This window comes from Arthrobacter sp. SE2 (assembly GCF_058244265.1).
This window is the reverse complement of record NZ_JBZAYA010000012.1, coordinates 64,211-85,523: the sequence shown is the minus strand read 5'-3', so window position 1 is coordinate 85,523 and position 21,313 is coordinate 64,211. Positions and strand designations below refer to the sequence as shown.

Sequence of the window (21,313 nt, the reverse complement as noted above, 5' to 3'; positions counted from 1 at the left end):
AAATCTGCGGACGTTTTTTGTTTGTTTGGCCGTCCGGCTCTTGCCACTCCACGAAGCAGGACTCGCGACCTGTTAAATGGGCGTGGCTGTGGAGACAACCAACAAACAACTCTACGCCAAAATGGCACGAAAGTTAAATCCGCCCATGCTAGCGCAGACACCGGCACGGTGTCACCCTTCCGAGGACCGAGGAGCCCCCTTGGATCCCGCTAAACCTCGCCGTAGGCAGTGAAGGTGCCTGCCGCCGTCGTGATGGATTCCGCAGCCGCGACACCGTCAAGGACAGCCAGGCGGACGGCGTCCGCCGCCGCGCTTTGCAGGGTAATGAGCGAAACCTGCCTTGCTTGTTCCGAACTGCGGTCAAGCCCGACGGCGCCGGTCGCCAGCGCGAACACGGTGTCGCCGTCGGCGAGTGTATGGGATGGACTCAGCGCCCGGGCGAGGCCGGCGTGTGCCGCACTCGCGGTGCGCTTGCATTCGGCGGGGTCGAGGACCGCGTTGGTGGCGACGACGACGAGCGTGGTGTTCAGCGCCGGAGGCCCCGCCGGTTCTGAGCTGCCGGATTCGATCCGCGGGGACGATGTGCCGAAAGGCATCCCCAACGCGTTGACCACTGCGAGCGCGCCCACCACCACGCCGCTGTCCAAGGTGATCGACGAGGTGCCGACTCCCCCCTTGAACGCGCCGCGGCCAATCACTGCACCGGTACCGGCGCCGATGTTTCCGCGTCCGACGTCGGCGTGCTCGCTTGAGGCCGCAGCGGCAACGGCCGCTTCGTATCCCATGGCTTCGTCGGGGCGGGCGGCGAAGTCACCGCCGCGGCCCAAGTCGAAGATCGCGGCGGCCGGAACGATCGGCACCACTCCCCCGGGCACGGCGAACCCGTGCCCTTGCTCTTCGCACCATCGCTGGGCGCCGTGGGCCGTGACCAAACCGAAGGCACTCCCGCCGGTGAGCACTACCGCGTCGACTGTGGGTACGAGGGTGGTGGGGTCGAGGGCGTCGGTCTCGTGCGTGCCGGGGCCGCCGCCTCGCACGTCCACCGATCCCACTGTCCCTCGCGGCGGAAGGACAACCGTCACCCCACTCAGCCAGCCATCGCCGATCCGCTGGACATGTCCCACCCGGATTCCTGGCACATCAGTGATCTTCGAAGTCATGTGCCTATTCTGCTCCCCGCCACCCAACTGGCTGACAGTTGTTGTCGTTATCAGCCGCGATAACGACAACAACTGCGAGCTACTTGGGCGTGCGCAAGATTTCGTGAGCACGCCGGGCTTGCGGTGGCCGGAGAACAAACGATAGTCGTGCCTCGAATGTAAACACGGCCCCATCCGCCACGGAACATCGAGTGAACAAGCGCAAAAGGCTTGTCCAACAATCCCGCGAACAGCCCTTTTTTTGACTTGACAGGTGCTCCCGTGTGGTGAGGTAAAACTAGCCGCCCCCCTTGACCCAACAGTTCGGGTCCGGCGCGCCCCGATATCTGCGAACCGTTAGAGACCTCCCATGACAAGACAACTGACAGGCAGCCCCGCGGACACCGCGCAGGCTGTCCCGGCCCCTCAGCGCCGGGGACGCTGGTCCGGCCGAACCCGACGCGACTTCCTTGTGTTCCTGGCACTGGCCTTGCCGAACTTGGCACTGATCGCGGTGTTCACGTATCTGCCGTTGATCAACAACATGTATTACTCGACACTTGACTGGACCTTGGGGTCCACCTCGGCCACCGTTGTGGGCTTCGACAACTACGTCAACTTCTTCACGAGCTCCGACGCCCCGCAAGTACTCGGCACCACCCTCATCTTCACCGTGGTCACGGTTGGCGGTTCCATGGTGCTGGGCCTCTTGGTGGCCCTGGCCTTGAACGCGAAGGTCCGCGGCACCACATTTGCGCGTTCCGCCGTCTTCGCCCCCTATGTCCTCAGCGGCGTAGGAGTCGGCCTCGTGTGGCTGTTCATCTTCGACCCCGGATACGGCGTGCTGTCCTGGCTGCTCCGCGGAATTGGCCAGCAAAGTCCCCAGTGGATCAACGATCCGCAGCTCTCCCTCGTGATGGTCATCATCGTCTACGTCTGGAAGAACCTGGGCTATTGCGCCGTCGTGTACCTCGCCGGGCTCCAGTCGCTCCCGAAGGACGTCATGGAGGCAGCCTCCCTGGACGGTGCCAACGGCTTCCGCCGCTTCATGAGCATCTCCGTTCCGCTGCTCTCCCCCACCACGTTCTTCCTGCTGATCACCACGATGATCAGCTCGCTGCAGGCCTTTGACCTGATCCGCATCATGACGCCGTTGGGCAACGGCACCAGCACGCTGATCTACGAGGCATATCTGCAGGCCTTCGGAGCGTACAACCGCGCCGGCTACTCCGCCGCCATCTCAGTGGTGCTCTTCGCCATCCTGCTCATCATCACCGTGCTCCAGCTGCGGTTCGTCGAACGGAAGGTGCACTACTCATGAGCACGCTCTCTCCCGTCAGCCCCAACCCCGCGACCGGCGTCGGGACCCTGAAAGCTCCCGACGGCGGTCCGGAGCTCCCAGCGCGGCGCGACAAGCCGTTCTCCCGCGCAAACCTCGTCCAGACACTGGCCGGAGGCTACATCCCGCTGATCGTGGCCACCCTCGTGGTGGTCCTGCCGCTGTTGTGGATGTTGCTGAGTTCCTTCAAGCAGCCCGGCGAGATCGTCACCACGGATCTCAAGATCCTGCCGCAGGGCCTGAACCTGGAGAACTACCACACGGCCATGACCACAGTGCCGTTCGCTCGGTTCTTCCTGAACAGCCTGATCGTCACCGTGGTCGGTTCCACGGTCAAGGTGATCCTCGCCATCCTGACCGCGTACGCCCTGGTCTTTGTCCGTTTCCCGTTCAAGAACGTCATCTTCGTCGTGATCCTCGTGGCCCTGATGGTGCCTCCGCAGGTGTCGATCCTCCCCAACTACATCCTGATCGCGGGAATCGGCGGGAAGAACACCCTGTGGGGAATCATTCTTCCGGGACTCGGCACGGCCTTCGGAACCTTCCTTCTTCGCCAGCATTTCAAGACGCTTCCGGGGTCCATCCTCGAAGCCGCGGAAATCGACGGCGCGGGCCATTGGCGCAGGCTGTGGCAAGTAGTCGCCCCGGTGTCGCTCCCCTCCATCGCCACCGTCGCCCTCGTCACCGTGGTCAGCGAATGGAACGACTACATCTGGCCCCTGATCATCACGGACCGGCCGGAAACCATGACCCTCCCGGTCGGCTTGACCCTGCTTCAGAACTCTGAAGGAAACGGCGCCGGCTGGGGGATCCTGATGGCCGGAGCAGTCCTCGTGATCATCCCCATCCTCCTGGTCTTCGCAGCGTTGCAACGCTACATCGTTGCCGGGCTCACCCAGGGCAGCGTCACTGGCTAGTAACGCCGCACCTTCCACACAACCCCATCACCACCTTTGCATCCTTGAGAGGACCAACCATGGCAATGAATCTTGATCGTAGAAACTTCCTGGGGCTCGCCGGACTTGGAGTCGGCGCCGCCGCCCTGGCAGCATGCGGCGGTCCGTCGACCAGCGGCAGCGCAGCGAGCAGCAGCCCTTCGGACATCGACTTCACCGGCGTCAAGCCGGCCGGCTCGTTCGACTTTTGGACCAGCCACCCCGGGCAGTCCCAGGCCGTCGAGCAATCCATCATCGACAAGTTCCAGGCGAAGTTCCCGGACATCAAGGTGAACCTCGTGACGGCAGGCGCCAACTACGAGGAAATCGCGCAGAAGTTCCAGACCTCGCAGGCCGCGAAGTCGGCCCTCCCGGGCCTCGTCGTGCTCTCCGACGTCTGGTGGTTCCGCTACTACACCAACGGCAACATCATTCCGTTGGACGGGCTCATCAAGCAGCTGGACGTCAAAATTGACGACTTCCAGAAGTCCCTCGTAGCTGACTACCAATACGCCAACAAGCAGTGGGCGCTCCCCTACGGCCGCTCCACCCCGCTCTTCTACTACAACAAGGACCACTTCAAGGCCGCCGGCCTTCCGGACCGGGCACCCAAGACCTGGCAGGAGTTCGCCGAGTGGGCCCCCAAGCTCCAGGCCAGCTCGGGCGCGAAGTACGCCTACATCTACCCGGCCCTTGCCGGATACGCCGGCTGGACCCTGCAGAACAACCTGTGGGGCTGGGGCGGCAGCTGGTCCAACGGGTGGACCTTCAATTGCGACTCCACCGAATCCGTCGCCGCGCTGCAGTGGGCCCAGGACTCCATCTACAAGGACAAGTGGGCCGGCGTCTCTTCCAAGAACGCCGCGGACGACTTCGCCGCAGGGATCACGTCCACCACGATCTCCTCCACTGGAGACCTGCTCGGCGTACTGAAGTCCGCCAAGTTCAACGTCGGCGTCGGCTTCATGCCGGGTGGACCCAAGGCCGAGACCAACGTCTGCCCCACCGGCGGCGCCGGACTCGGGATTCCCAGCGGTGTCAGCAAGGAAGTCCAGCTCGCGGCTGCCACCTTCCTGAAATTCATGACCGAGCCGGAGAACACCGCGGCATTCTCGGCTGCGACCGGCTACATGCCCACGCGCGTCTCCGCGGACATGACGGCAGTCCTCGCCAAGACTCCCCAGATCAAGACGGCCATGGACCAGCTCGCCGTGACCAAGGTGCAGGACAACGCCCGCGTGTTCCTGCCCGGTGCCGATCAGGAGATGGCCAAGGCCGCCGCGAAGATCCTCACCCAGCAGGGCGACGTGAAGGCCACCATGACGGACCTCAAGACAACCCTCGATGGCATTTACACCAAGGACGTGAAGCCCAAGCTCAAGAGCTAGGGTTCTGCGCGCCGAGTGCGATCCCGCTGCCCAACTAGTCCCCACCGCCACCCTCGCCTCGCAAGCTCGGCCAGGGAACCCGGGCGGCGGGGGCCCACGCAGTTAATGTCGTTTTGACGGGTCAGAACGACATCTAATGCGAGCTAGTTGGGCAGCCGCGTCTGTTCAGGGAATCGGAACGGGCACGACGCCGAGCGGCGCCAGCTGCTCTGCACCGCCGTCGGGCGCGGAAAGCACCCAGATGCCCTTTTCGTGGACGGCAACCGAGTGCTCCCACTGGCACGAACGCTTGCCGTCAGTGGTCACCACGGTCCAGTCGTCGTCGAGGGTTGCTGTTTCAATGCTGCCGCGGACGAGCATGGGTTCAATCGCAAGGCACAGTCCCGGCCTGATCTTCGGGCCGCGGTGCGTGGTGCGGTAGTTCAACACATCCGGGGCCATGTGCATCTCCGAGCCGATGCCGTGGCCGACGTAGTCCTCCAGGATGCCGAGCGGTTTCCCCGGTACGGAGGAGACGTAGTCATCCACGGCGTTGCCGATGTCGCCCACGAACTTGCCCTTCGCCAAAGCAGCGATTCCACGCCACATGGCCGCCTGGGTGACATCCGAGAGCCGCTGGTCTTCAGGATCCGCCGTCCCGACTATCACGGTGCGTGCGGAGTCGGAGTGCCAACCGTCAACGATCGCTCCGCCATCAATCGAAATGATGTCCCCGTCCTGGAGGACCCTGTCACCGGGGATGCCGTGCACAACCTCCTCGTTGACGGAGGTGCAGATGGTTGCCGGGAAGCCGTGGTACCCGAGGAAATTCGACTTCGCTCCAGCGTCGATGAGGACCGCCGCGAACACGGCGTCGATCTCACGCGTGGTCACGCCCGGTTTCGCAGCCGCAACGGCCGCGTCGAGCGCTCTGCTGAGGACCAATCCGGCCTCGTGCATCTTGCGCATTTGCTCATTGGTCTTGTATTCGATGCGGGGCTGGCCGAACGCCATGGTCTCCTCTTGTCGTGTGCTGCATGTGGTGGGCTGCGGAACCAGAACACCCTCAGATCTCTTATTTTCCCGCATCGGCAGTAATGCCCGAAACCGGAGCCGCGAACGCCCGGAAGCGGTCCCGGGTCCCGCCCCCGCAGAACAGAACTGAAAAGGGCGTGTCCCGCACGGGGAGCAGTTCACTCCGGCGCGGGACACACCCTTTTCAACAGTCGCGCGGCGACTAGACGGCCTTGGCCGCCTCGATGGCCAACAGGACGCGATCCGTGACCTCGTCGATGCCGCCAATGCCATCGACCTGGGTCAGGATGCCGCGTTCGGCATACTTGGCCACGACGGCCTCGGTCTGCTCGTGGTAGAGATCCAGGCGGTGGCGGATAACGCCTTCGTTGTCATCCGAGCGCCCGGTCTCCTTGGCACGGCCCAGCAAGCGTGAAACAAGTTCCTCGTCGTCGGCGGTCAGCTGAAGCACGACGTCGAGCTTCTCGTCGCCGTCGGCGAGGATCTGGTCCAGGTATTCCACCTGGGCGGTGGTGCGCGGGTATCCGTCGAGCAGGAAGCCGTTCTCGACGTCGCTCTCGCTCAGGCGGTCACGGACCATTTTGTTGGTGACGCTGTCCGGAACGAAATCGCCGGCGTCCATGTACTTCTTGGCTTCGATACCCAGCGGCGTTTCGCCCTTGACGTTTGCCCGGAAGATGTCGCCGGTGGAGATGGCGACTACGCCCAAGCGCCCGGAAATCCGCTCAGCCTGAGTTCCCTTGCCCGAACCCGGGGGTCCAATGATCAGCATTCTCGTCATCGCAAAAGCCCTTCGTAGTGACGTTGTTGTAGCTGCGCATCAATCTGCTTGACGGTTTCCAGGCCCACACCCACCATGATCAGAATTGACGTGCCACCGAACGGGAAGTTCTGGTTTGCGCCGATCAGGACGAGTGCGACCAGCGGAATCAACGCCACGAAGCCCAGGTAAAAGGCGCCGGGGAGGGTGATCCTGGAAAGCACGTACTGCAGGTAGTCCGCGGTCGGTTTACCCGCCCGGATGCCCGGAATGAACCCGCCGTACTTCTTCATGTTGTCCGAGACCTCTTCAGGGTTGAAGGTGATCGCGACGTAGAAGTAGGTGAAGAACACAATCATGACGAAGTACAACGCCATGTAGATGGGGTGGTCGCCCTTGGTGAGGTTGTTGTTGATCCACTCAACCCACGGAGCGATGGACTCTCCGGCCTTCGGCTGGTTGAACTGCGCAATCAGCCCGGGCAGGTAGAGCATGGAGGAAGCAAAGATGACGGGGACGACGCCGGCCATGTTCACCTTGATGGGGATGTAGGTGCTGGTGCCGCCTACGGTGCGCCGGCCGATCATACGCTTTGCGTACTGGACCGGAATACGCCGCTGGGACTGCTCCACGAAGACTACGAGTGCGACCGTCACGAGGCCGATCGCCAACACCGTGAAGAAGGTGCCCGGTCCCTTGGAGTTCCAGATGGCACCAAGCGAGGTCGGGAAGCCGGCCGCGATGGAGGTGAAGATGAGCAACGACATGCCGTTGCCCACGCCCTTCTCGGTAACCAGTTCGCCCATCCACATGATGAGGCCTGTGCCGGCCGTCAAGGTGATGACGACAAGAATCGTGGCGATGATGCTCGTGTCGGGGATGATCGGCAGCTGGCAGTTGGGCAGCAGCTGCCCGGAGCGTGCCAGGGACACCAATGTGGTGGCGTTCAGCAGGCCCAGCGCGATGGTCAGATAACGCGTGTACTGCGTCAGCTTCGACTGGCCCGAGGCGCCTTCGTCATACAGCTCCTGGAACCGCGGAATGACCACGCGGAGCAGCTGCACGATGATGCTGGCCGTAATGTACGGCATGATCCCCAGGGCAAAGATCGAAACCTGCAGCAGTGCACCACCGCTGAACAGGTTGACGAGCTGGTAGAGGCCGCCCTGGTCCTGATTGCTTGACAAACATTGCTGAACATTTTGGTAGCTCACACCAGGCGAGGGGATAAAAGCTCCCAAGCGGAAGATTGTGATGATTCCCAGCGTGAACAACAACTTGCGTCGCAGATCAGGCGTACGAAATGCCCGGCCGAATGCGCTTAGCAAGCGTCCTCCTGAGTTAAAAGTCCAAGGGTGTCGAAAGGGGTCATTGAAACCCAACACCCGAGTCTAACGGTTTGATGCGCCATGCGAACAATCGAGGGGTGTGCGCCATATGAAAAAACTCCCGGCGCGAGGGGCCGAAGCCCTCCACACCGGGAGTCTTTTCACAGCGGGCGATAGCCCCAGGGCCCTTTAGAGGGCAGTGGTGGTTCCGCCTGCTGCTGCGATCTTCTCAGCTGCGCTGGAGGAGAAAGCGTGGGCGGTGACGTCAACCTTGACGGTGATGTCACCGGTGCCCAGCACCTTGACGGGCTGGTTCTTGCGAACGGCACCCTTCTCAACCAGGGACTCGACGGTGACAGCGCCACCTTCCGGGAACAGCTCGTTGAGCTTGTCCAGGTTTACAACCTGGAACTCAACCCGGAACGGGTTCTTGAAGCCGCGAAGCTTCGGCAGGCGCATGTGCAGCGGCAACTGGCCGCCGGCAAAGCCAGCCTTGACCTGGTAGCGGGCCTTCGTACCCTTGGTACCGCGACCGGCGGTCTTACCCTTGGAGCCTTCACCACGACCAACACGGGTCTTGGACGTCTTGGCACCGGGGGCGGGACGCAGGTGGTGGACCTTCAGAGTGTTCTGCTTGTCGGCAGCCTCTGCGGCGGTCTTGTTCTCAGCCATTACTTCGCCTCCTCTACATTCACGAGGTGCGGAACCGTGTTGAGCATTCCGACGGTTACGGCATCAGCGGTGCGGACAACAGTGTGTCCGATGCGCTTGAGGCCGAGGGACCGCAGGGTCTCACGCTGGTTCTGCTTGGCGCCGATGACGCCCTTGATCTGGGTGATCTCCAACTGAGCGTCGGAGGGAGTCAGGTTCTTAGCCATGACTAGACACCTGCCTTTTGGTTCTGGAGTGCGCGCACCAGAGCTGCAGGAGCAACCTCGTCCAGCGGCAGGCCACGGCGGGCTGCCACGGAAGCGGGCTCTTCCAGTCGCTTCAGGGCGTCAACAGTCGCGTGAACGATGTTGATGGCGTTCGAGGAACCGAGCGACTTGGAGAGAACGTCGTGGATACCGACGCATTCCAGTACCGCGCGGACCGGACCACCGGCGATAACACCGGTACCCGGGGAAGCCGGACGCAGCATGACAACGCCTGCTGCGGCCTCACCCTGCACGCGGTGCGGGATGGTGCTGCCAACGCGGGGAACGCGGAAGAAGGACTTCTTAGCCTCTTCGACGCCCTTTGCGATTGCTGCCGGAACTTCCTTGGCCTTGCCGTAGCCAACGCCAACCAGGCCGTTGCCATCACCGACGACGACGAGGGCGGTGAAGCTGAAGCGACGACCACCCTTGACGACCTTGGCAACACGGTTGATGGTTACAACGCGCTCTACGAACTGGCTCTTCTCGGCCTCGCGGCCGCCGTCGCGGCCACCACGGCCACCACGGTCGCCGCGGCCCTGGCCACGGTCACCACGCTCGCCACGACGGCCGCCGCGGCGGTCGTCGGTGGCAGCAGCAGTCTCAGTTGCCTCAGCAGCTGCAGCTTCAGTCACCTGAATGTCCTTTTCGTTATTCTCAACGGTCACAGTGCCAGCCCACCTTCACGTGCGCCGTCAGCGACGGCGGCGATCCGGCCGTGGTACTTGTTACCACCGCGGTCGAAGACAACAGCTTCGATACCTGCAGCCTTGGCACGCCCGGCAACGAGCTCGCCGACGCGCTTGGCCTTGGCAGTCTTGTCGCCGTCGAATGCACGAAGGTCAGCTTCCAGAGTGGAAGCGTAAGCCACGGTTACACCCTTGCTGTCATCGACAACCTGGACGAAGATGTGGCGTGCGGAGCGGTTGACGACCAGACGAGGACGAGCAGCCGTGCCGGTGATGCGCTTGCGGATACGAAGCTGGCGACGGCTGCGTGCAGCAGACTTGCTCTTGTTCGACCGCTTCTTGTTAATTGCGATGGCCATGGTTTACTTACCAGCCTTTCCGACCTTGCGGCGGATAACTTCGCCGGCGTAACGGACACCCTTGCCCTTGTAGGGGTCGGGCTTGCGCAGCTTGCGAATGTTGGCAGCAACCTCGCCGACCTGCTGCTTGGAGATACCAGCGACGGAGAGCTTGGTCGGCCCCTCCACCGTGAAGGTGATGCCTTCGGGAGCGGCGACATTCACCGGGTGGCTGAAGCCGAGAGCGAACTCAAGGTCAGAACCCTTGGCCTGAACGCGGTAACCGGTACCAACGATTTCAAGCTTCTTTTCGTAGCCCTTGGTGACGCCCTCGATCATGTTGGCGATCAGGGTGCGGGTCAGGCCGTGCAGGGAACGCGAAGTGCGCTCGTCGTTCGGGCGGGTGACAGTCAAGGTGCTTTCGTCCAGGGTGACCTCGATCGGGCTGGCTACAGTGTGGCTCAGCTCGCCTTTGGTGCCCTTGACGTTGATGACAGAGCCATCAACCTTAACTTCAACGCCGGCAGGAACGGTGATGGGGAGACGTCCAATACGTGACATTATTCTCTTCCTTTCCCGTTACCAGACGTACGCGAGGACTTCGCCGCCCACGCCCTTCTTGCCGGCCTGCTTGTCAGTCAGGAGGCCGGAAGAGGTGGACAGGATTGCGATACCCAGGCCACCCAGCACGTGAGGCAGGTTGGTGGACTTCGCGTAAACGCGGAGACCAGGCTTGGAAATGCGGCGGACACCAGCAATTGAACGCTCGCGGTTCGGACCGAACTTGAGGTCGATGGTCAGCTTCTTGCCGACTTCGGCTTCCTCTTCCTTCCAGGCAGCAATGTAGCCTTCTGCCTTCAGGATGTCGGCAACGCGTGCCTTGAGCTTGCTGTACGGCATGCTCACGGTGTCGTGGTATGCCGAGTTGGCGTTGCGCAGACGCGTAAGCATGTCTGCGACAGGATCTGTCATAGTCATTGTGGGCTCTTGCCCTTCCTCGTAATGGTTTCCGCGTTGACTGCAAAGCAGCCGCGGCCGGACCTACTACGTAGTTATTAGTCTTCGGATTTGAACGGGAAGCCAAGTGCCTTGAGGAGCGCACGGCCTTCGTCATCGGTCTTTGCAGTGGTGACAACCGTGATGTCCATACCGCGAACGCGGTCGATGGAGTCCTGGTCGATTTCGTGGAACATAACCTGCTCGGTCAGACCGAAGGTGTAGTTGCCGTTGCCGTCGAACTGCTTGCCGTTGAGGCCGCGGAAGTCGCGGATACGGGGCAGGGCGAGGGACACGAGGCGGTCCACGAATTCCCACATACGGTCCCCACGCAGAGTTGCGTGTGCACCGATGGGCATGCCTTCGCGCAGCTTGAACTGGGCGATCGACTTGCGGGCCTTGGTTACCTGCGGCTTCTGGCCGGTGATCAGGGTGAGGTCGCGGACAGCGCCGTCGATCAGTTTGGAGTCCTTGGCGGCATCTCCAACACCCATGTTCACAACAACCTTCACCAGGCGGGGAACCTGGTTCACGTTCTCGTACTTGAATTCCTCAACCAGGGTCTGCTTGATGGAATCGGCGTACTTCGTCTTCAGACGCGGAACGATCTTCGCTGGAGTCTCGAGAGTCTCAGTCATTAGATGTCCTTCCCGGATGCCTTGGACACGCGGACACGGACGGTCTTGGAGACGCCGTCCTTCTCAACGGTCTCGAGACGGAAACCAACGCGGGTCGGCTTCTTGGTCGAGGGGTCAACAAGAGCAACGTTGGAGACGTGGATCGGGGCCTCAACGACCTCGATGCCACCGGTCTTGGTGCCGCGCTGCGACTGACCGACCTTGGTGTGCTTGGTGACTCGGTTGATGCCTTCTACCAGGACGCGGTTGGTCTCGGTGAACACGCGCAGAACCTTGCCCTGCTTGCCGCGGTCGCCGCCACGTTCCTGCTTGGCGCCAGTGATGACCTGAACGAGGTCACCCTTCTTGATCTTTGCACCCATGGGTTACAGCACCTCCGGAGCCAGCGAAACGATCTTCATGAACTTCTTGTCACGGAGTTCACGACCAACCGGGCCGAAGATACGGGTACCGCGGGGGTCACCGTCGTTCTTCAGGATCACAGCTGCGTTCTCGTCAAACTTGATGTAGGAACCATCCGCACGGCGGCGTTCCTTCTTGGTACGAACGATGACAGCCTTGACGACGTCACCCTTCTTTACGTTGCCGCCCGGGATAGCGTCCTTGACGGTTGCGACAATGACGTCGCCAATGCCTGCGTAGCGACGGCCGGATCCACCGAGAACGCGAATGGTAAGGATTTCCTTAGCACCCGTGTTGTCGGCGACCTTCAGTCGCGACTCCTGCTGAATCAATTTTTACTCCTTGCGTCGCGCCGGTTCTCAGACCGAAATGGAGCATACGGAATGAGCCTTGCGGAACGGTTGATCGGGGTGTCTCTTGACCTGCCTGGATTTTGCCAGTGCAGGCCTAAACTCCCGTGCCGCCAGCATCAGCTTCCCTTGCGGAAATAACTGCGCGGGGCAGTATGCCGCGGCACGATTGTTTACGAGGTGGTTTGTTGACGCACAACTGGCGCCATACAAACTCAATATCCTAGCACGTTTTGCGCTAGGGGCCGAAACGCGGAAAGGCCCGCATTCCTTCCGGAATGCGGGCCCTCCCACCAATCCATATCGCTGCCGGACAAAGCCCGGCGCGGGATTACTTAGCCTTTTCGAGGATCTCGACCAGGCGCCACCGCTTTGTAGCGGACAGCGGGCGGGTCTCAGAGATCAGAACGAGGTCGCCGATGCCGGCGGTGTTCTGCTCGTCGTGAGCCTTGATCTTCGAGGTGCGGCGAATGACCTTGCCGTACAGAGCGTGCTTCACGCGGTCTTCGACCTGAACAACGATGGTCTTTTCCATCTTGTCAGAGACAACGTAGCCGCGACGCGTCTTACGGTAACCGCGCTGTTCAGCGCTGGCTGCTGCTTCCGTCACAGTTTCCTTCTGTTCGCTCACTTGGCGTCCTCTCCAGCCTCGGCTTCGGCCTTATCAGCCTTGGCTTCTGCCTTCTTGGACTTCTTTTCTTCCTTGGCTTCCACAACCGGTGCGGCAACCTCGGCACGAATGCCCAGCTCGCGCTCACGGAGAACGGTGTAGATGCGTGCGATGTCCTTCTTTACCGCGCGCAGACGACCGTGGTTCTCCAGCTGACCGGTGGCGGACTGGAAACGCAGGTTGAACAGCTCTTCCTTGGCCTTGCGGAGTTCTTCAACGAGTCGCTCGTTGTCGAAACCGTCCAGCTGTGCGGATGCAAGTTCCTTGGATCCTACTGCCATTTCTATTCACCACCTTCGCGACGCAGAATGCGTGCCTTCAACGGGAGCTTGTGGATTGCCAGGCGCAGTGCCTCGCGAGCAACCGATTCTTCGACACCGGCGATCTCAAAGAGAACCCGGCCCGGCTTGACGTTTGCGACCCACCATTCCGGAGAACCCTTACCGGAACCCATGCGGGTTTCGGCCGGCTTCTTCGTCAGCGGGCGGTCCGGATAGATGTTGATCCAGACCTTGCCGCCACGCTTGATGTGGCGGGTCATCGCGATACGGGCAGACTCGATCTGACGGTTCGTGACGTAGGCCGGGCTCAGCGCCTGGATGCCGTACTCACCGAAAGTGACCTTGGTGCCGCCCGTTGCAGCGCCGGAACGACCCGGGTGGTGCTGCTTACGGTGCTTGACTCGACGTGGGATAAGCATTTAAGCCTGTCCTCCTTCTGCCGCGGGAGCAGCAGCTTCAGCTGCCGGAGCCTCTGCAGCAACAGGTGCTGCGTCAGCTGCCGGACGGTCGGTACGACGACGGCGGTCACCACGGTCGGCGCCACCCGGGCGGCCCGGGCGGTCGCTGGGACCGCGGCCGCGGGACGGAGCAGCAGCTGCCTGCTGAGCCAGTTCCTTGGCAGTGACGTCACCCTTGTAGATCCAGACCTTCACGCCGATGCGGCCGAAGGTGGTCTTGGCCTCGTAGAAGCCGTAGTCGATGTTCGCACGCAGGGTGTGCAGGGGCACACGGCCTTCGCGGTAGAACTCCGAGCGGGACATTTCTGCGCCACCCAGTCGACCGGAGCAAGCAATACGGATACCCTTGGCACCCGCACGCTGTGCGGACTGCATGGCCTTCTTCATCGCACGGCGGAAAGCCACGCGGGAAGTCAGCTGCTCAGCAACGCCCTGGGCAACAAGCTGTGCTTCCATCTCGGGGTTCTTGACCTCGAGGATGTTCAGCTGGACCTGCTTGCCGGTGAGCTTTTCGAGCTCGCCGCGAATGCGGTCCGCTTCTGCGCCGCGGCGGCCGATGACGATACCCGGGCGAGCCGTGTGGATGTCCACGCGGACACGGTCACGGGTGCGCTCGATTTCGACCTTGGCGATACCAGCGCGCTCCATGCCCGTGGACATGAGCTGGCGGATGCGGATGTCTTCGCGAACGAAGTCCTTGTACCGCTGGCCAGCCTTGGTGCTGTCAGCAAACCAGTGCGATACGTGATCGGTGGTGATGCCGAGTCGGAACCCGTGCGGGTTTACTTTCTGTCCCACTTAGCGAGCCTCCTCTTTCTCCGGGGTAGCGACTACCACGGTGATGTGGCTCGTGCGCTTCTTGATCTGAAATGCGCGACCCTGAGCACGCGGCTGGAACCGCTTCATGGTCGGGCCTTCATCAACAAACGCTTCGCTGATGTAGAGGTCTCCCTCGTCGAAGGCAACGCCGTCGCGGTCCGCGAGGACCCGAGCGTTTGCCATTGCCGACTGAACTACCTTGAATACCGGCTCCGAAGCTGCCTGTTCGGCGAACTTCAGAATTGCCAGAGCCTCATTCGCTTGCTTACCACGAACAAGGTTGACGACGCGCCGGGCCTTCATAGGCGTTACGCGGATGTGACGCGCAATAGCCTTGGCTTCCATTGCTTTCCTTCTCTCGTCTTAGCCGTAGAGCCAGCGCCTTAGCGGCGCTTGCCCTTACGGTCGTCCTTGACATGGCCGCGGAATGTCCGCGTAGGAGCGAATTCGCCGAGCTTGTGCCCGACCATCGACTCAGTGACAAACACCGGAATGTGCTTGCGTCCGTCGTGAACGGCAATCGTGTGACCCAGCATGTCCGGGACGATCATCGAACGGCGGGACCAGGTCTTGATGACGTTCTTGGTGCCCTTTTCGTTTTCCCTGGCGACCTTCACAAAGAGGTGCTGGTCTACGAAAGGACCTTTTTTCAGGCTGCGTGGCATGTGTCCAGGCTCCTATCGCTTGTTCTTGCCAGTACGGCGGCGACGAACAATAAGCTTGTCGCTCTCTTTGTTGGGGCGGCGGGTGCGGCCTTCACGCTTACCGTTCGGGTTGACCGGGTGACGTCCACCGGAAGTCTTACCTTCACCACCACCGTGCGGGTGATCGACCGGGTTCATGGCGACACCACGGACGGTCGGGCGAACGCCCTTCCAGCGCATACGGCCGGCCTTACCCCAGTTGATGTTCGACTGCTCGGCGTTGCCGACCTCGCCGACGGTTGCGCGGCAGCGCACGTCAACGTTGCGGATTTCACCGGAGGGCAGACGCAGCTGGGCGAAACGGCCTTCCTTGGCGACGAGCTGAACCGAAGCACCTGCGGAACGGGCCATCTTGGCGCCGCCACCCGGACGCAGTTCAACTGCGTGGATGGTGGTACCAACCGGGATGTTGCGCAGCGGCAGGTTGTTGCCCGGCTTGATGTCAGCGTCGGGGCCAGCCTCGACGAAGTCACCCTGGGACAGCTTGTTCGGGGCGATGATGTAACGCTTGGTGCCATCAACGTAGTGCAGGAGGGCGATGCGAGCCGTGCGGTTCGGATCGTACTCGATTTCGGCAACGCGGGCGTTGACGCCGTCTTTGTCGTGGCGACGGAAGTCGATCAGACGGTACTGGCGCTTGTGGCCACCACCCTTGTGACGGGTAGTGATCTTACCGGTGTTGTTACGGCCGCCAGTCTTGTGCAGCGGACGCAGCAACGACTTTTCCGGAGTCGATCGCGTGATTTCGGAGAAGTCGGCTACGCTCGAGCCGCGACGGCCCGGGGTAGTCGGCTTGTATTTACGGATTCCCATAATTCATTTCCTCGTTAAAGTGGTCTCCGCTACGCGAGCGGACCGCCGAAGATGTCGATTGTGCCTTCTTTGAGGGTCACAATTGCACGCTTGGTGCTCTTGCGCTGTCCCCAGCCGAATTTGGTGCGCTTGCGCTTACCGGCACGGTTGATGGTGTTGATCGATTCGACCTTGACGGAGAAAATTTTCTCCACGGCCAGCTTGATCTCGGTCTTGTTCGAGCGGGGGTCCACCAGGAAGGTGTACTTGCCCTCATCGATCAGGCCGTAGCTCTTTTCCGAAACGACGGGTGCAATGACGACGTCGCGCGGGTCTTTGATGGTGGCTGCACTCACTTGGCATCCTCCTCGTTCTTTGCCTTGTCAGCGATGAAAGCCTCGAACGCAGCCTTGGTGAAGACAACGTCGTCGGAAACCAGCACGTCGTAGGTGTTCAACTGGTCTGCGTACAGAACGTGAACATCCGTGAGGTTGCGCACGGAAAGTGCAGCAACATCGTTGGCGCGCTCGATAACAACGAGCAGGTTCCGACGCTCGGAAACTGCACGCAACGCGGCCAGTGCTTCCTTGGAGGACGGCTTGGGGCCGGCGACCAGTTCAGCAACGACGTGGATGCGGCCGTTACGGGCGCGGTCGGACAGGGCGCCACGCAGTGCGGCAGCCTTCATCTTCTTGGGGGTCCGCTGGCTGTAGTCACGCGGAGTCGGGCCGTGGACAACGCCACCACCGGTCATGTGAGGAGCACGGATGGAACCCTGACGGGCGCGGCCGGTACCCTTCTGCTTGAACGGCTTGCGGCCTGCACCGGAAACTTCGGCGCGGGTCTTGGTCTTGTGGGTACCCTGGCGAGCAGCAGCGAGCTGTGCGACGACGACCTGGTGCAGCAGCGGCACGTTGGTCTGGACGTCGAAGATCTCTGCAGGCAGGTCTACCTTGACAGTGCTAGTCATTTAACTAGGCTCCCTTCACGGCGGTGCGTACGAGGACGACCTGGCCGCGGGCGCCGGGGACGGCACCCTTGATAAGGAGCAGCGACTTCTCGGCGTCAACAGCGTGAACCGTGAGGTTCAGCGTGGTATGACGTTCTGCGCCCATGCGACCGGCCATTTTCAGACCCTTGAAGACGCGGCTCGGGGTGGATGCGCCACCGATTGAACCGGGCTTGCGGTGGTTCTTGTGCGCACCGTGGGAGGCTCCAACACCGTGGAAGCCGTGACGCTTCATAACACCGGCGAAGCCCTTACCCTTGCTGGTGCCGACGACGTCGATCTTCTGACCGGCTTCGAAGAGCTCAACAGAAAGCTCCTGGCCCAGTTCGTAAGACGCGGCGTCTGCAGTGCGCAGTTCGACGACGTGGCGGCGAGGAGTTACGCCAGCCTTTTCAAAGTGACCAGCCAGCGGCTTGGTGACCTTGCGGGGATCGATCTGGCCGTAGCCGATCTGGACGGCGACATAGCCATCAGTCTCTGCATTGCGCAGCTGAGTGATGACGTTGGAGTCAGCCTGGACGACAGTTACCGGGATGAGCTTGTTGTTCTCGTCCCAGACCTGGGTCATGCCGAGCTTCGTGCCCAGCAGGCCCTTTACATTACGGGTTGCGGTCATAGTTTTCTCAGCACCTCCCTACAGCTTGATTTCGATGTTCACGTCGGCCGGCAGGTCGAGACGCATAAGCGAGTCAACAGCCTTCGGCGTGGGGTCGATGATGTCGATCAGACGCTTGTGAGTACGCATTTCAAAGTGCTCACGGCTGTCCTTGTACTTGTGGGGAGAGCGGATCACGCAGTAGATGTTCTTCTCCGTCGGCAGCGGCACGGGGCCTACTACCGTTGCGCCTGCGCGCGTGACCGTCTCAACGATCTTCCGCGCTGAAACATCAATGACCTCGTGGTCATATGACTTCAGCCGGATGCGGATTTTTTGTCCCGCCATGTCGCCTGACTCTCTTTCAGTCTGTGCTGCCCTCGAATAAAGGCTGCCCTGTTCACTTACGTGTTGTATGTGGCTGCCGAAGCATTTGAAGTAGTACTACCACCCGCCGCACAAGCTGAATCCGGAGGGATCCGGGTTCCTCAACTTGCCGGTGTAACCGACCCCCGCGGTCGGGCGTGTCGCGATTTCCACGCAAACGCGTCCGACTTCCTTAGGGGATCTGGGTTATGTTTGGGCTTCAGCTTGGACCCTGACACCCGGCATTATCCGGATCGGGACGCGAAGAAGCGCTTGAACAACTCACCTAGTATGCCGGAATTCCCCGGCATAAGCCAATCGGGCCTCGCGGACCATTGCCATCAGCTCCTGCGCTCGGGATGATGGGGTCATGACTGTCCAAGATTCTGCCACGGTGGGGGATCTTGCAGGCCGCATCCGGCCGGACTTCACCTTGGGCGTCGCTGCGGCAGCCTTCCAGATCGAGGGCTCACTCTCAGCGGACGGGCGCGGACCGTCAAGCTGGGATGCATTTGCCGAGAAACCAGGCGCGATCGTCGACGGGCACTCCCCCGCAGTAGCCTGCGACCACTACAACCGGACGGACGAGGACATTGCCCTCATGCAGGATCTGGGCGTGGATTCCTACCGGTTCTCGCTCTCCTGGCCCCGGATCCAACCCGGCGGCAAGGGTCCCATCAACGAACAGGGCCTGGACTTCTACGACCGTCTGATCGACAAGCTCCTGAAGGCCGGGGTCTCGCCCATGGTGACCCTGTTCCATTGGGATACTCCCCTGCCGTTAGAGCACGACGGCGGCTGGCTGAACCGGGCGACGGCGGAACGGTTCGCCGAATACTCCGCTGCGGCCGCGCACCGCTTCGGTGACCGCGTGGCGCAATGGGTCACCCTGAACGAACCCGTTTCGGTCGCGTTGCAAGGTTATGCGCTCGGTGTCCACGCTCCCGGCAGGCGGTTGCTTTTCGATGCCTTGCCGGCCGCCCACCACCAGTTGTTGGGGCACGGCCTTGCTGTCCAGGCCCTGCGCGCTGCCGGCGTGGCGGGAACTGTCGGCGTAGCCAACGTCCATTCGCCAGTCCGGCCCGCAAGCAAGCGGCTTGCAGACGGTCTGATGGCCAAGGCCTTCGACCTCATCTTCAACCGGGTCTATGCCGATCCCATCCTCTTGGGGCGGTACCCGAAACCGCCACTACAGGTAAGGCCCTGGTTCCGGGCCCTGGGCAAGGTCCGCGACGAGGACCTCGAGACCATCCACCAGCCGTTGGATTTCTACGGCTTGAACTACTACTACCCCATCAAGGTGGCCTCGGGCCGCGGCGACGGAAGCGGACCCAGCAGCAACCCGGACATGATGGCCAAGCTGCCGTTCCATCTGGCAGCCTTCCCGGAATACGAAACGACGGGATTTGGTTGGCCTGTGGCTCCCGAACACCTCGGAATCCTGCTGCGGGAGCTGAAAGACCGCTACGGGCCAGCGCTGCCTCCCCTGTTCATCACGGAGAGCGGCGCGAGCTTCCCGGAGCCGGACCACACCGGGGGTCCGGTGCACGACGCCGATCGCATCAGCTACCTTGCTTCGCACCTTGGCCAGGCCTTGAGGGCCACGGCCCCCGGCGGGATCGCCCACGACGTCGAACTTCTGGGTTACTACGTCTGGACGCTACTGGACAACTTCGAATGGGCCGCCGGATATTCACAGCGATTCGGGCTGGTGCACGTTGACTTCGACACCCTCGAAAGAACCCCCAAAGACTCGTACTACTGGTACCAATCCTTGAGCAAGGCACGCAGGAGCTGATTCGAGCCCCTTTCGTGGACCGATCGTGCTAAATCAATCTTTCCTGTTGGCCCGATTGATGCGCTTGGCGCGCTCGATCTCGCGGCGGAAGTATTTCCTTCCCCACATCAGGCCCGCTACCACGACAACCACTACGATCAGAAAAATGAGCCATCCCATTCCGCATTCCTCCTTTGAGGCAACGCTATCAGGGCGCGGTCCTGTTGAGGCGCCAGACGGCAAGGACGATCAATGCCGGCTCGGAGGATGCCAAGGCGTAACCGCGTTACATACCAAAAAAGAACCCCGCCACGATAGTGACGGGGTTCTTCTTTGGTTTGCTACCGGTCGCCAAGCGGCCGGTCCTCCACCGATCTACAACTAGAAACTACTTGAGGATCTTGGTGACACGTCCCGAACCAACGGTGCGGCCACCTTCACGGATTGCGAAGCCGAGGCCCTCTTCCATAGCGATCGGCTGGATGAGCTCAACGGTCATCTCAGTGTTGTCGCCAGGCATAACCATTTCCGTGCCTTCCGGCAGGGTGATAACGCCGGTTACGTCCGTGGTACGGAAGTAGAACTGCGGGCGGTAGTTCGAGTAGAACGGGTTGTGACGTCCGCCTTCGTCCTTGGAAAGGATGTAGACGTTGGCCTCGAAGTCGGTGTGCGGGGTGATGGAACCCGGCTTGACGACAACCTGGCCACGCTCGACGTCGTCGCGCTTCAGACCGCGGAGCAGGAGGCCACAGTTCTCGCCGGCCCATGCTTCGTCGAGCTGCTTGTGGAACATCTCGATACCGGTAACGGTGGTCTTCTGGACCGGACGGATACCAACGATTTCAACTTCAGAGTTGATCGCGAGGGTACCGCGCTCGGCGCGACCCGTAACAACGGTGCCACGACCGGTGATCGTGAAGACGTCTTCGATCGGCATCAGGAACGGCTTGTCGCGGTCACGAACGGGGTCCGGAACCGAGTTGTCGACAGCTTCCATGAGGTCCTCGACGGACTTGACCCAAACCGGGTCGCCTTCGAGTGCCTTGAGGCCGGAAACACGTACAACCGGAGCGTCGTCGCCATCGAAGCCCTGAGCGCTGAGCAGCTCGCGAACTTCCATTTCAACGAGGTCGAGAAGCTCTTCGTCGTCGACCATGTCGGACTTGTTCAGCGCGACCAGCAGGTAGGGAACACCAACCTGGCGGGCGAGCAGAACGTGCTCGCGGGTCTGAGCCATCGGACCGTCAGTGGCGGCAACCACGAGGATCGCACCGTCCATCTGTGCAGCACCGGTGATCATGTTCTTGATGTAGTCAGCGTGACCCGGAGCGTCTACGTGTGCGTAGTGGCGCTTCTCGGTCTGGTACTCAACGTGGGAGATGTTGATGGTAATACCACGCTGGCGCTCTTCCGGAGCAGAGTCAATCGACGCGAAGTCGCGCTGCTCGTTGAGAGTGGGGTACTTGTCGTACAGCACCTTGGAAATGGCGGCAGTCAGCGTCGTCTTACCGTGGTCAACGTGACCAATGGTGCCGATGTTGACGTGCGGCTTAGTCCGCTCGAACTTTGCCTTTGCCACAGGTTCCTCCTAGAACGATTTCAAGTGAGT

General features: G+C 61.6%; 30 protein-coding genes. 4 read left to right on the top strand and 26 right to left on the bottom strand.

The features are described from left to right. Positions 1-209: 209 nt before the first annotated feature. Positions 210-1,160, bottom strand: a complete 951-nt coding sequence (locus tag AC4CS3_RS16680; RefSeq protein WP_490784378.1) for a P1 family peptidase — start codon at positions 1,158-1,160, stop codon at positions 210-212. Positions 1,161-1,509: 349 nt separating this feature from the next. On the opposite strand from AC4CS3_RS16680, the gene AC4CS3_RS16675 reads away from it, so the two are divergent. Genes AC4CS3_RS16675 through AC4CS3_RS16665 form a run of 3 tightly spaced genes read left to right on the top strand, consistent with a single transcriptional unit; the run spans position 1,510 to position 4,801 of the window. Next, positions 1,510-2,460, top strand: coding sequence for a carbohydrate ABC transporter permease (locus AC4CS3_RS16675; protein WP_490784377.1), 951 nt, complete (start codon positions 1,510-1,512; stop codon positions 2,458-2,460). Continuing rightward, complete coding sequence (locus tag AC4CS3_RS16670; protein WP_437771050.1) at positions 2,457-3,395, top strand: carbohydrate ABC transporter permease; 939 nt, start codon at positions 2,457-2,459, stop codon at positions 3,393-3,395. The genes AC4CS3_RS16675 and AC4CS3_RS16670 overlap by 4 nt, the downstream gene beginning before the upstream one ends. 59 nt (positions 3,396-3,454) lie before the next feature. Next, positions 3,455-4,801, top strand: a complete 1,347-nt coding sequence (locus AC4CS3_RS16665; RefSeq protein ID WP_490784376.1) for an ABC transporter substrate-binding protein — start codon at positions 3,455-3,457, stop codon at positions 4,799-4,801. Positions 4,802-4,966: 165 nt separating this feature from the next. On the opposite strand, the gene map is transcribed toward AC4CS3_RS16665, so the two are convergent. The 23 genes from map to rpsJ form a co-directional block, all read right to left on the bottom strand. Continuing rightward, on the bottom strand, positions 4,967-5,794 hold the full coding sequence (gene map, locus AC4CS3_RS16660) for a type I methionyl aminopeptidase (RefSeq protein ID WP_490784375.1): 828 nt from the start codon (positions 5,792-5,794) through the stop codon (positions 4,967-4,969). Between the two features lie 223 nt (positions 5,795-6,017). Next, positions 6,018-6,587, bottom strand: coding sequence for an adenylate kinase (locus AC4CS3_RS16655; protein WP_490784425.1), 570 nt, complete (start codon positions 6,585-6,587; stop codon positions 6,018-6,020). A 5-nt stretch (positions 6,588-6,592) separates the two neighbouring features. Next, a complete protein-coding gene (secY, locus tag AC4CS3_RS16650) occupies positions 6,593-7,903 on the bottom strand; it encodes a preprotein translocase subunit SecY (protein ID WP_236812275.1) in 1,311 nt (436 codons plus the stop codon). A gap of 189 nt (positions 7,904-8,092) precedes the next feature. Further along, positions 8,093-8,575 carry a 50S ribosomal protein L15 gene (gene rplO / locus AC4CS3_RS16645; protein ID WP_441411885.1) on the bottom strand — a complete coding sequence of 161 codons (483 nt, stop codon included), beginning with the start codon at positions 8,573-8,575 and terminating at the stop codon, positions 8,093-8,095. After that, a complete protein-coding gene (gene rpmD / locus AC4CS3_RS16640) occupies positions 8,575-8,781 on the bottom strand; it encodes a 50S ribosomal protein L30 (protein WP_059387371.1) in 207 nt (68 codons plus the stop codon). The genes rplO and rpmD overlap by 1 nt, the downstream gene beginning before the upstream one ends. A gap of 2 nt (positions 8,782-8,783) precedes the next feature. Continuing rightward, the gene (rpsE, locus tag AC4CS3_RS16635) at positions 8,784-9,455 is read right to left on the bottom strand and encodes a 30S ribosomal protein S5 (RefSeq protein ID WP_028265093.1); all 672 of its coding nucleotides are present in this window, start codon (positions 9,453-9,455) and stop codon (positions 8,784-8,786) included. A gap of 29 nt (positions 9,456-9,484) precedes the next feature. Then, positions 9,485-9,868 (bottom strand): 50S ribosomal protein L18, encoded by a 384-nt coding sequence (gene rplR / locus AC4CS3_RS16630; RefSeq protein WP_234749066.1) that lies wholly within the window; start codon positions 9,866-9,868, stop codon positions 9,485-9,487. 3 nt (positions 9,869-9,871) lie between these two features. Then, positions 9,872-10,408: a 50S ribosomal protein L6 gene (gene rplF / locus AC4CS3_RS16625; protein WP_437771053.1), complete on the bottom strand. Its 537-nt coding sequence runs from the start codon at positions 10,406-10,408 to the stop codon at positions 9,872-9,874. An 18-nt stretch (positions 10,409-10,426) separates the two neighbouring features. Continuing rightward, positions 10,427-10,825 (bottom strand): 30S ribosomal protein S8, encoded by a 399-nt coding sequence (gene rpsH, locus AC4CS3_RS16620; RefSeq protein WP_028265096.1) that lies wholly within the window; start codon positions 10,823-10,825, stop codon positions 10,427-10,429. A 77-nt stretch (positions 10,826-10,902) separates the two neighbouring features. Continuing rightward, the gene (rplE, locus tag AC4CS3_RS16615; protein WP_234749062.1) at positions 10,903-11,481 is read right to left on the bottom strand and encodes a 50S ribosomal protein L5; all 579 of its coding nucleotides are present in this window, start codon (positions 11,479-11,481) and stop codon (positions 10,903-10,905) included. After that, positions 11,481-11,843, bottom strand: a complete 363-nt coding sequence (gene rplX, locus AC4CS3_RS16610) for a 50S ribosomal protein L24 (protein WP_390278693.1) — start codon at positions 11,841-11,843, stop codon at positions 11,481-11,483. The genes rplE and rplX overlap by 1 nt, the downstream gene beginning before the upstream one ends. A 3-nt stretch (positions 11,844-11,846) precedes the next feature. After that, positions 11,847-12,215 carry a 50S ribosomal protein L14 gene (gene rplN / locus AC4CS3_RS16605; protein ID WP_003803789.1) on the bottom strand — a complete coding sequence of 123 codons (369 nt, stop codon included), beginning with the start codon at positions 12,213-12,215 and terminating at the stop codon, positions 11,847-11,849. A 349-nt stretch (positions 12,216-12,564) separates the two neighbouring features. Then, a complete protein-coding gene (gene rpsQ, locus AC4CS3_RS16600) occupies positions 12,565-12,864 on the bottom strand; it encodes a 30S ribosomal protein S17 (RefSeq protein WP_059387365.1) in 300 nt (99 codons plus the stop codon). Continuing rightward, positions 12,861-13,184, bottom strand: coding sequence for a 50S ribosomal protein L29 (rpmC, locus tag AC4CS3_RS16595; RefSeq protein ID WP_441411884.1), 324 nt, complete (start codon positions 13,182-13,184; stop codon positions 12,861-12,863). Before rpmC ends, rpsQ begins: the two co-directional genes overlap by 4 nt. Before the next feature lie 2 nt (positions 13,185-13,186). After that, a complete protein-coding gene (rplP, locus tag AC4CS3_RS16590) occupies positions 13,187-13,603 on the bottom strand; it encodes a 50S ribosomal protein L16 (protein ID WP_234749058.1) in 417 nt (138 codons plus the stop codon). Continuing rightward, the gene (gene rpsC / locus AC4CS3_RS16585) at positions 13,604-14,440 is read right to left on the bottom strand and encodes a 30S ribosomal protein S3 (RefSeq protein ID WP_028265102.1); all 837 of its coding nucleotides are present in this window, start codon (positions 14,438-14,440) and stop codon (positions 13,604-13,606) included. It lies immediately after the preceding gene. Beyond that, a complete protein-coding gene (gene rplV / locus AC4CS3_RS16580) occupies positions 14,441-14,806 on the bottom strand; it encodes a 50S ribosomal protein L22 (RefSeq protein WP_028265103.1) in 366 nt (121 codons plus the stop codon). A 38-nt stretch (positions 14,807-14,844) separates the two neighbouring features. Next, entirely contained in the window at positions 14,845-15,126 is a 282-nt protein-coding gene (gene rpsS, locus AC4CS3_RS16575) for a 30S ribosomal protein S19 (RefSeq protein ID WP_018773666.1), read from the bottom strand. 12 nt (positions 15,127-15,138) lie between these two features. Further along, positions 15,139-15,978: a 50S ribosomal protein L2 gene (gene rplB, locus AC4CS3_RS16570; protein WP_028265104.1), complete on the bottom strand. Its 840-nt coding sequence runs from the start codon at positions 15,976-15,978 to the stop codon at positions 15,139-15,141. 29 nt (positions 15,979-16,007) lie between these two features. Further along, on the bottom strand, positions 16,008-16,313 hold the full coding sequence (rplW, locus tag AC4CS3_RS16565) for a 50S ribosomal protein L23 (protein ID WP_059387362.1): 306 nt from the start codon (positions 16,311-16,313) through the stop codon (positions 16,008-16,010). Further along, positions 16,310-16,927 (bottom strand): 50S ribosomal protein L4, encoded by a 618-nt coding sequence (gene rplD / locus AC4CS3_RS16560; RefSeq protein WP_234749056.1) that lies wholly within the window; start codon positions 16,925-16,927, stop codon positions 16,310-16,312. The genes rplW and rplD overlap by 4 nt, the downstream gene beginning before the upstream one ends. A 4-nt stretch (positions 16,928-16,931) precedes the next feature. Further along, on the bottom strand, positions 16,932-17,582 hold the full coding sequence (gene rplC, locus AC4CS3_RS16555; protein ID WP_059387360.1) for a 50S ribosomal protein L3: 651 nt from the start codon (positions 17,580-17,582) through the stop codon (positions 16,932-16,934). Between the two features lie 18 nt (positions 17,583-17,600). Continuing rightward, a complete protein-coding gene (gene rpsJ, locus AC4CS3_RS16550; protein WP_038464699.1) occupies positions 17,601-17,909 on the bottom strand; it encodes a 30S ribosomal protein S10 in 309 nt (102 codons plus the stop codon). Between the two features lie 388 nt (positions 17,910-18,297). Between rpsJ and AC4CS3_RS16545 the strand changes: the two genes are divergently transcribed. Next, positions 18,298-19,725: a GH1 family beta-glucosidase gene (locus AC4CS3_RS16545; protein ID WP_490784374.1), complete on the top strand. Its 1,428-nt coding sequence runs from the start codon at positions 18,298-18,300 to the stop codon at positions 19,723-19,725. A gap of 33 nt (positions 19,726-19,758) precedes the next feature. On the opposite strand, the gene AC4CS3_RS16540 is transcribed toward AC4CS3_RS16545, so the two are convergent. After that, positions 19,759-19,884: a hypothetical protein gene (locus AC4CS3_RS16540; protein WP_441411882.1), complete on the bottom strand. Its 126-nt coding sequence runs from the start codon at positions 19,882-19,884 to the stop codon at positions 19,759-19,761. Positions 19,885-20,092: 208 nt separating this feature from the next. Next, positions 20,093-21,283: an elongation factor Tu gene (gene tuf, locus AC4CS3_RS16535; RefSeq protein ID WP_028265109.1), complete on the bottom strand. Its 1,191-nt coding sequence runs from the start codon at positions 21,281-21,283 to the stop codon at positions 20,093-20,095. Between the last annotated feature and the right edge of the window lie 30 nt (positions 21,284-21,313).

What these genes read in the sequence shown, in the direction of transcription:
- rplR (WP_234749066.1), bottom strand. Translation starts at nt 9,868, where the DNA reads ATGGCCATCGCAATTAACAAGAAGCGGTCGAACAAGAGCAAGTCTGCT.
- AC4CS3_RS16655 (WP_490784425.1), bottom strand. Translation starts at nt 6,587, where the DNA reads ATGCTGATCATTGGACCCCCGGGTTCGGGCAAGGGAACTCAGGCTGAG.
- map (WP_490784375.1), bottom strand. Translation starts at nt 5,794, where the DNA reads ATGGCGTTCGGCCAGCCCCGCATCGAATACAAGACCAATGAGCAAATG.
- rplB (WP_028265104.1), bottom strand. Translation starts at nt 15,978, where the DNA reads ATGGGAATCCGTAAATACAAGCCGACTACCCCGGGCCGTCGCGGCTCG.
- AC4CS3_RS16675 (WP_490784377.1), top strand. Translation starts at nt 1,510, where the DNA reads ATGACAAGACAACTGACAGGCAGCCCCGCGGACACCGCGCAGGCTGTC.
- rpsJ (WP_038464699.1), bottom strand. Translation starts at nt 17,909, where the DNA reads ATGGCGGGACAAAAAATCCGCATCCGGCTGAAGTCATATGACCACGAG.
- rplE (WP_234749062.1), bottom strand. Translation starts at nt 11,481, where the DNA reads ATGACTGAGACTCTCGAGACTCCAGCGAAGATCGTTCCGCGTCTGAAG.
- rplC (WP_059387360.1), bottom strand. Translation starts at nt 17,582, where the DNA reads ATGACCGCAACCCGTAATGTAAAGGGCCTGCTGGGCACGAAGCTCGGC.
- rplO (WP_441411885.1), bottom strand. Translation starts at nt 8,575, where the DNA reads ATGGCTGAGAACAAGACCGCCGCAGAGGCTGCCGACAAGCAGAACACT.
- rpsH (WP_028265096.1), bottom strand. Translation starts at nt 10,825, where the DNA reads ATGACTATGACAGATCCTGTCGCAGACATGCTTACGCGTCTGCGCAAC.
- rplV (WP_028265103.1), bottom strand. Translation starts at nt 14,806, where the DNA reads ATGGAAGCCAAGGCTATTGCGCGTCACATCCGCGTAACGCCTATGAAG.
- rplX (WP_390278693.1), bottom strand. Translation starts at nt 11,843, where the DNA reads ATGGGTGCAAAGATCAAGAAGGGTGACCTCGTTCAGGTCATCACTGGC.
- AC4CS3_RS16680 (WP_490784378.1), bottom strand. Translation starts at nt 1,160, where the DNA reads ATGACTTCGAAGATCACTGATGTGCCAGGAATCCGGGTGGGACATGTC.
- rplD (WP_234749056.1), bottom strand. Translation starts at nt 16,927, where the DNA reads ATGACTAGCACTGTCAAGGTAGACCTGCCTGCAGAGATCTTCGACGTC.
- AC4CS3_RS16665 (WP_490784376.1), top strand. Translation starts at nt 3,455, where the DNA reads ATGGCAATGAATCTTGATCGTAGAAACTTCCTGGGGCTCGCCGGACTT.
- AC4CS3_RS16670 (WP_437771050.1), top strand. Translation starts at nt 2,457, where the DNA reads ATGAGCACGCTCTCTCCCGTCAGCCCCAACCCCGCGACCGGCGTCGGG.
- AC4CS3_RS16540 (WP_441411882.1), bottom strand. Translation starts at nt 19,884, where the DNA reads ATGGGATGGCTCATTTTTCTGATCGTAGTGGTTGTCGTGGTAGCGGGC.
- rplP (WP_234749058.1), bottom strand. Translation starts at nt 13,603, where the DNA reads ATGCTTATCCCACGTCGAGTCAAGCACCGTAAGCAGCACCACCCGGGT.
- rpsS (WP_018773666.1), bottom strand. Translation starts at nt 15,126, where the DNA reads ATGCCACGCAGCCTGAAAAAAGGTCCTTTCGTAGACCAGCACCTCTTT.
- rpmD (WP_059387371.1), bottom strand. Translation starts at nt 8,781, where the DNA reads ATGGCTAAGAACCTGACTCCCTCCGACGCTCAGTTGGAGATCACCCAG.
- AC4CS3_RS16545 (WP_490784374.1), top strand. Translation starts at nt 18,298, where the DNA reads ATGACTGTCCAAGATTCTGCCACGGTGGGGGATCTTGCAGGCCGCATC.
- rpmC (WP_441411884.1), bottom strand. Translation starts at nt 13,184, where the DNA reads ATGGCAGTAGGATCCAAGGAACTTGCATCCGCACAGCTGGACGGTTTC.
- rplF (WP_437771053.1), bottom strand. Translation starts at nt 10,408, where the DNA reads ATGTCACGTATTGGACGTCTCCCCATCACCGTTCCTGCCGGCGTTGAA.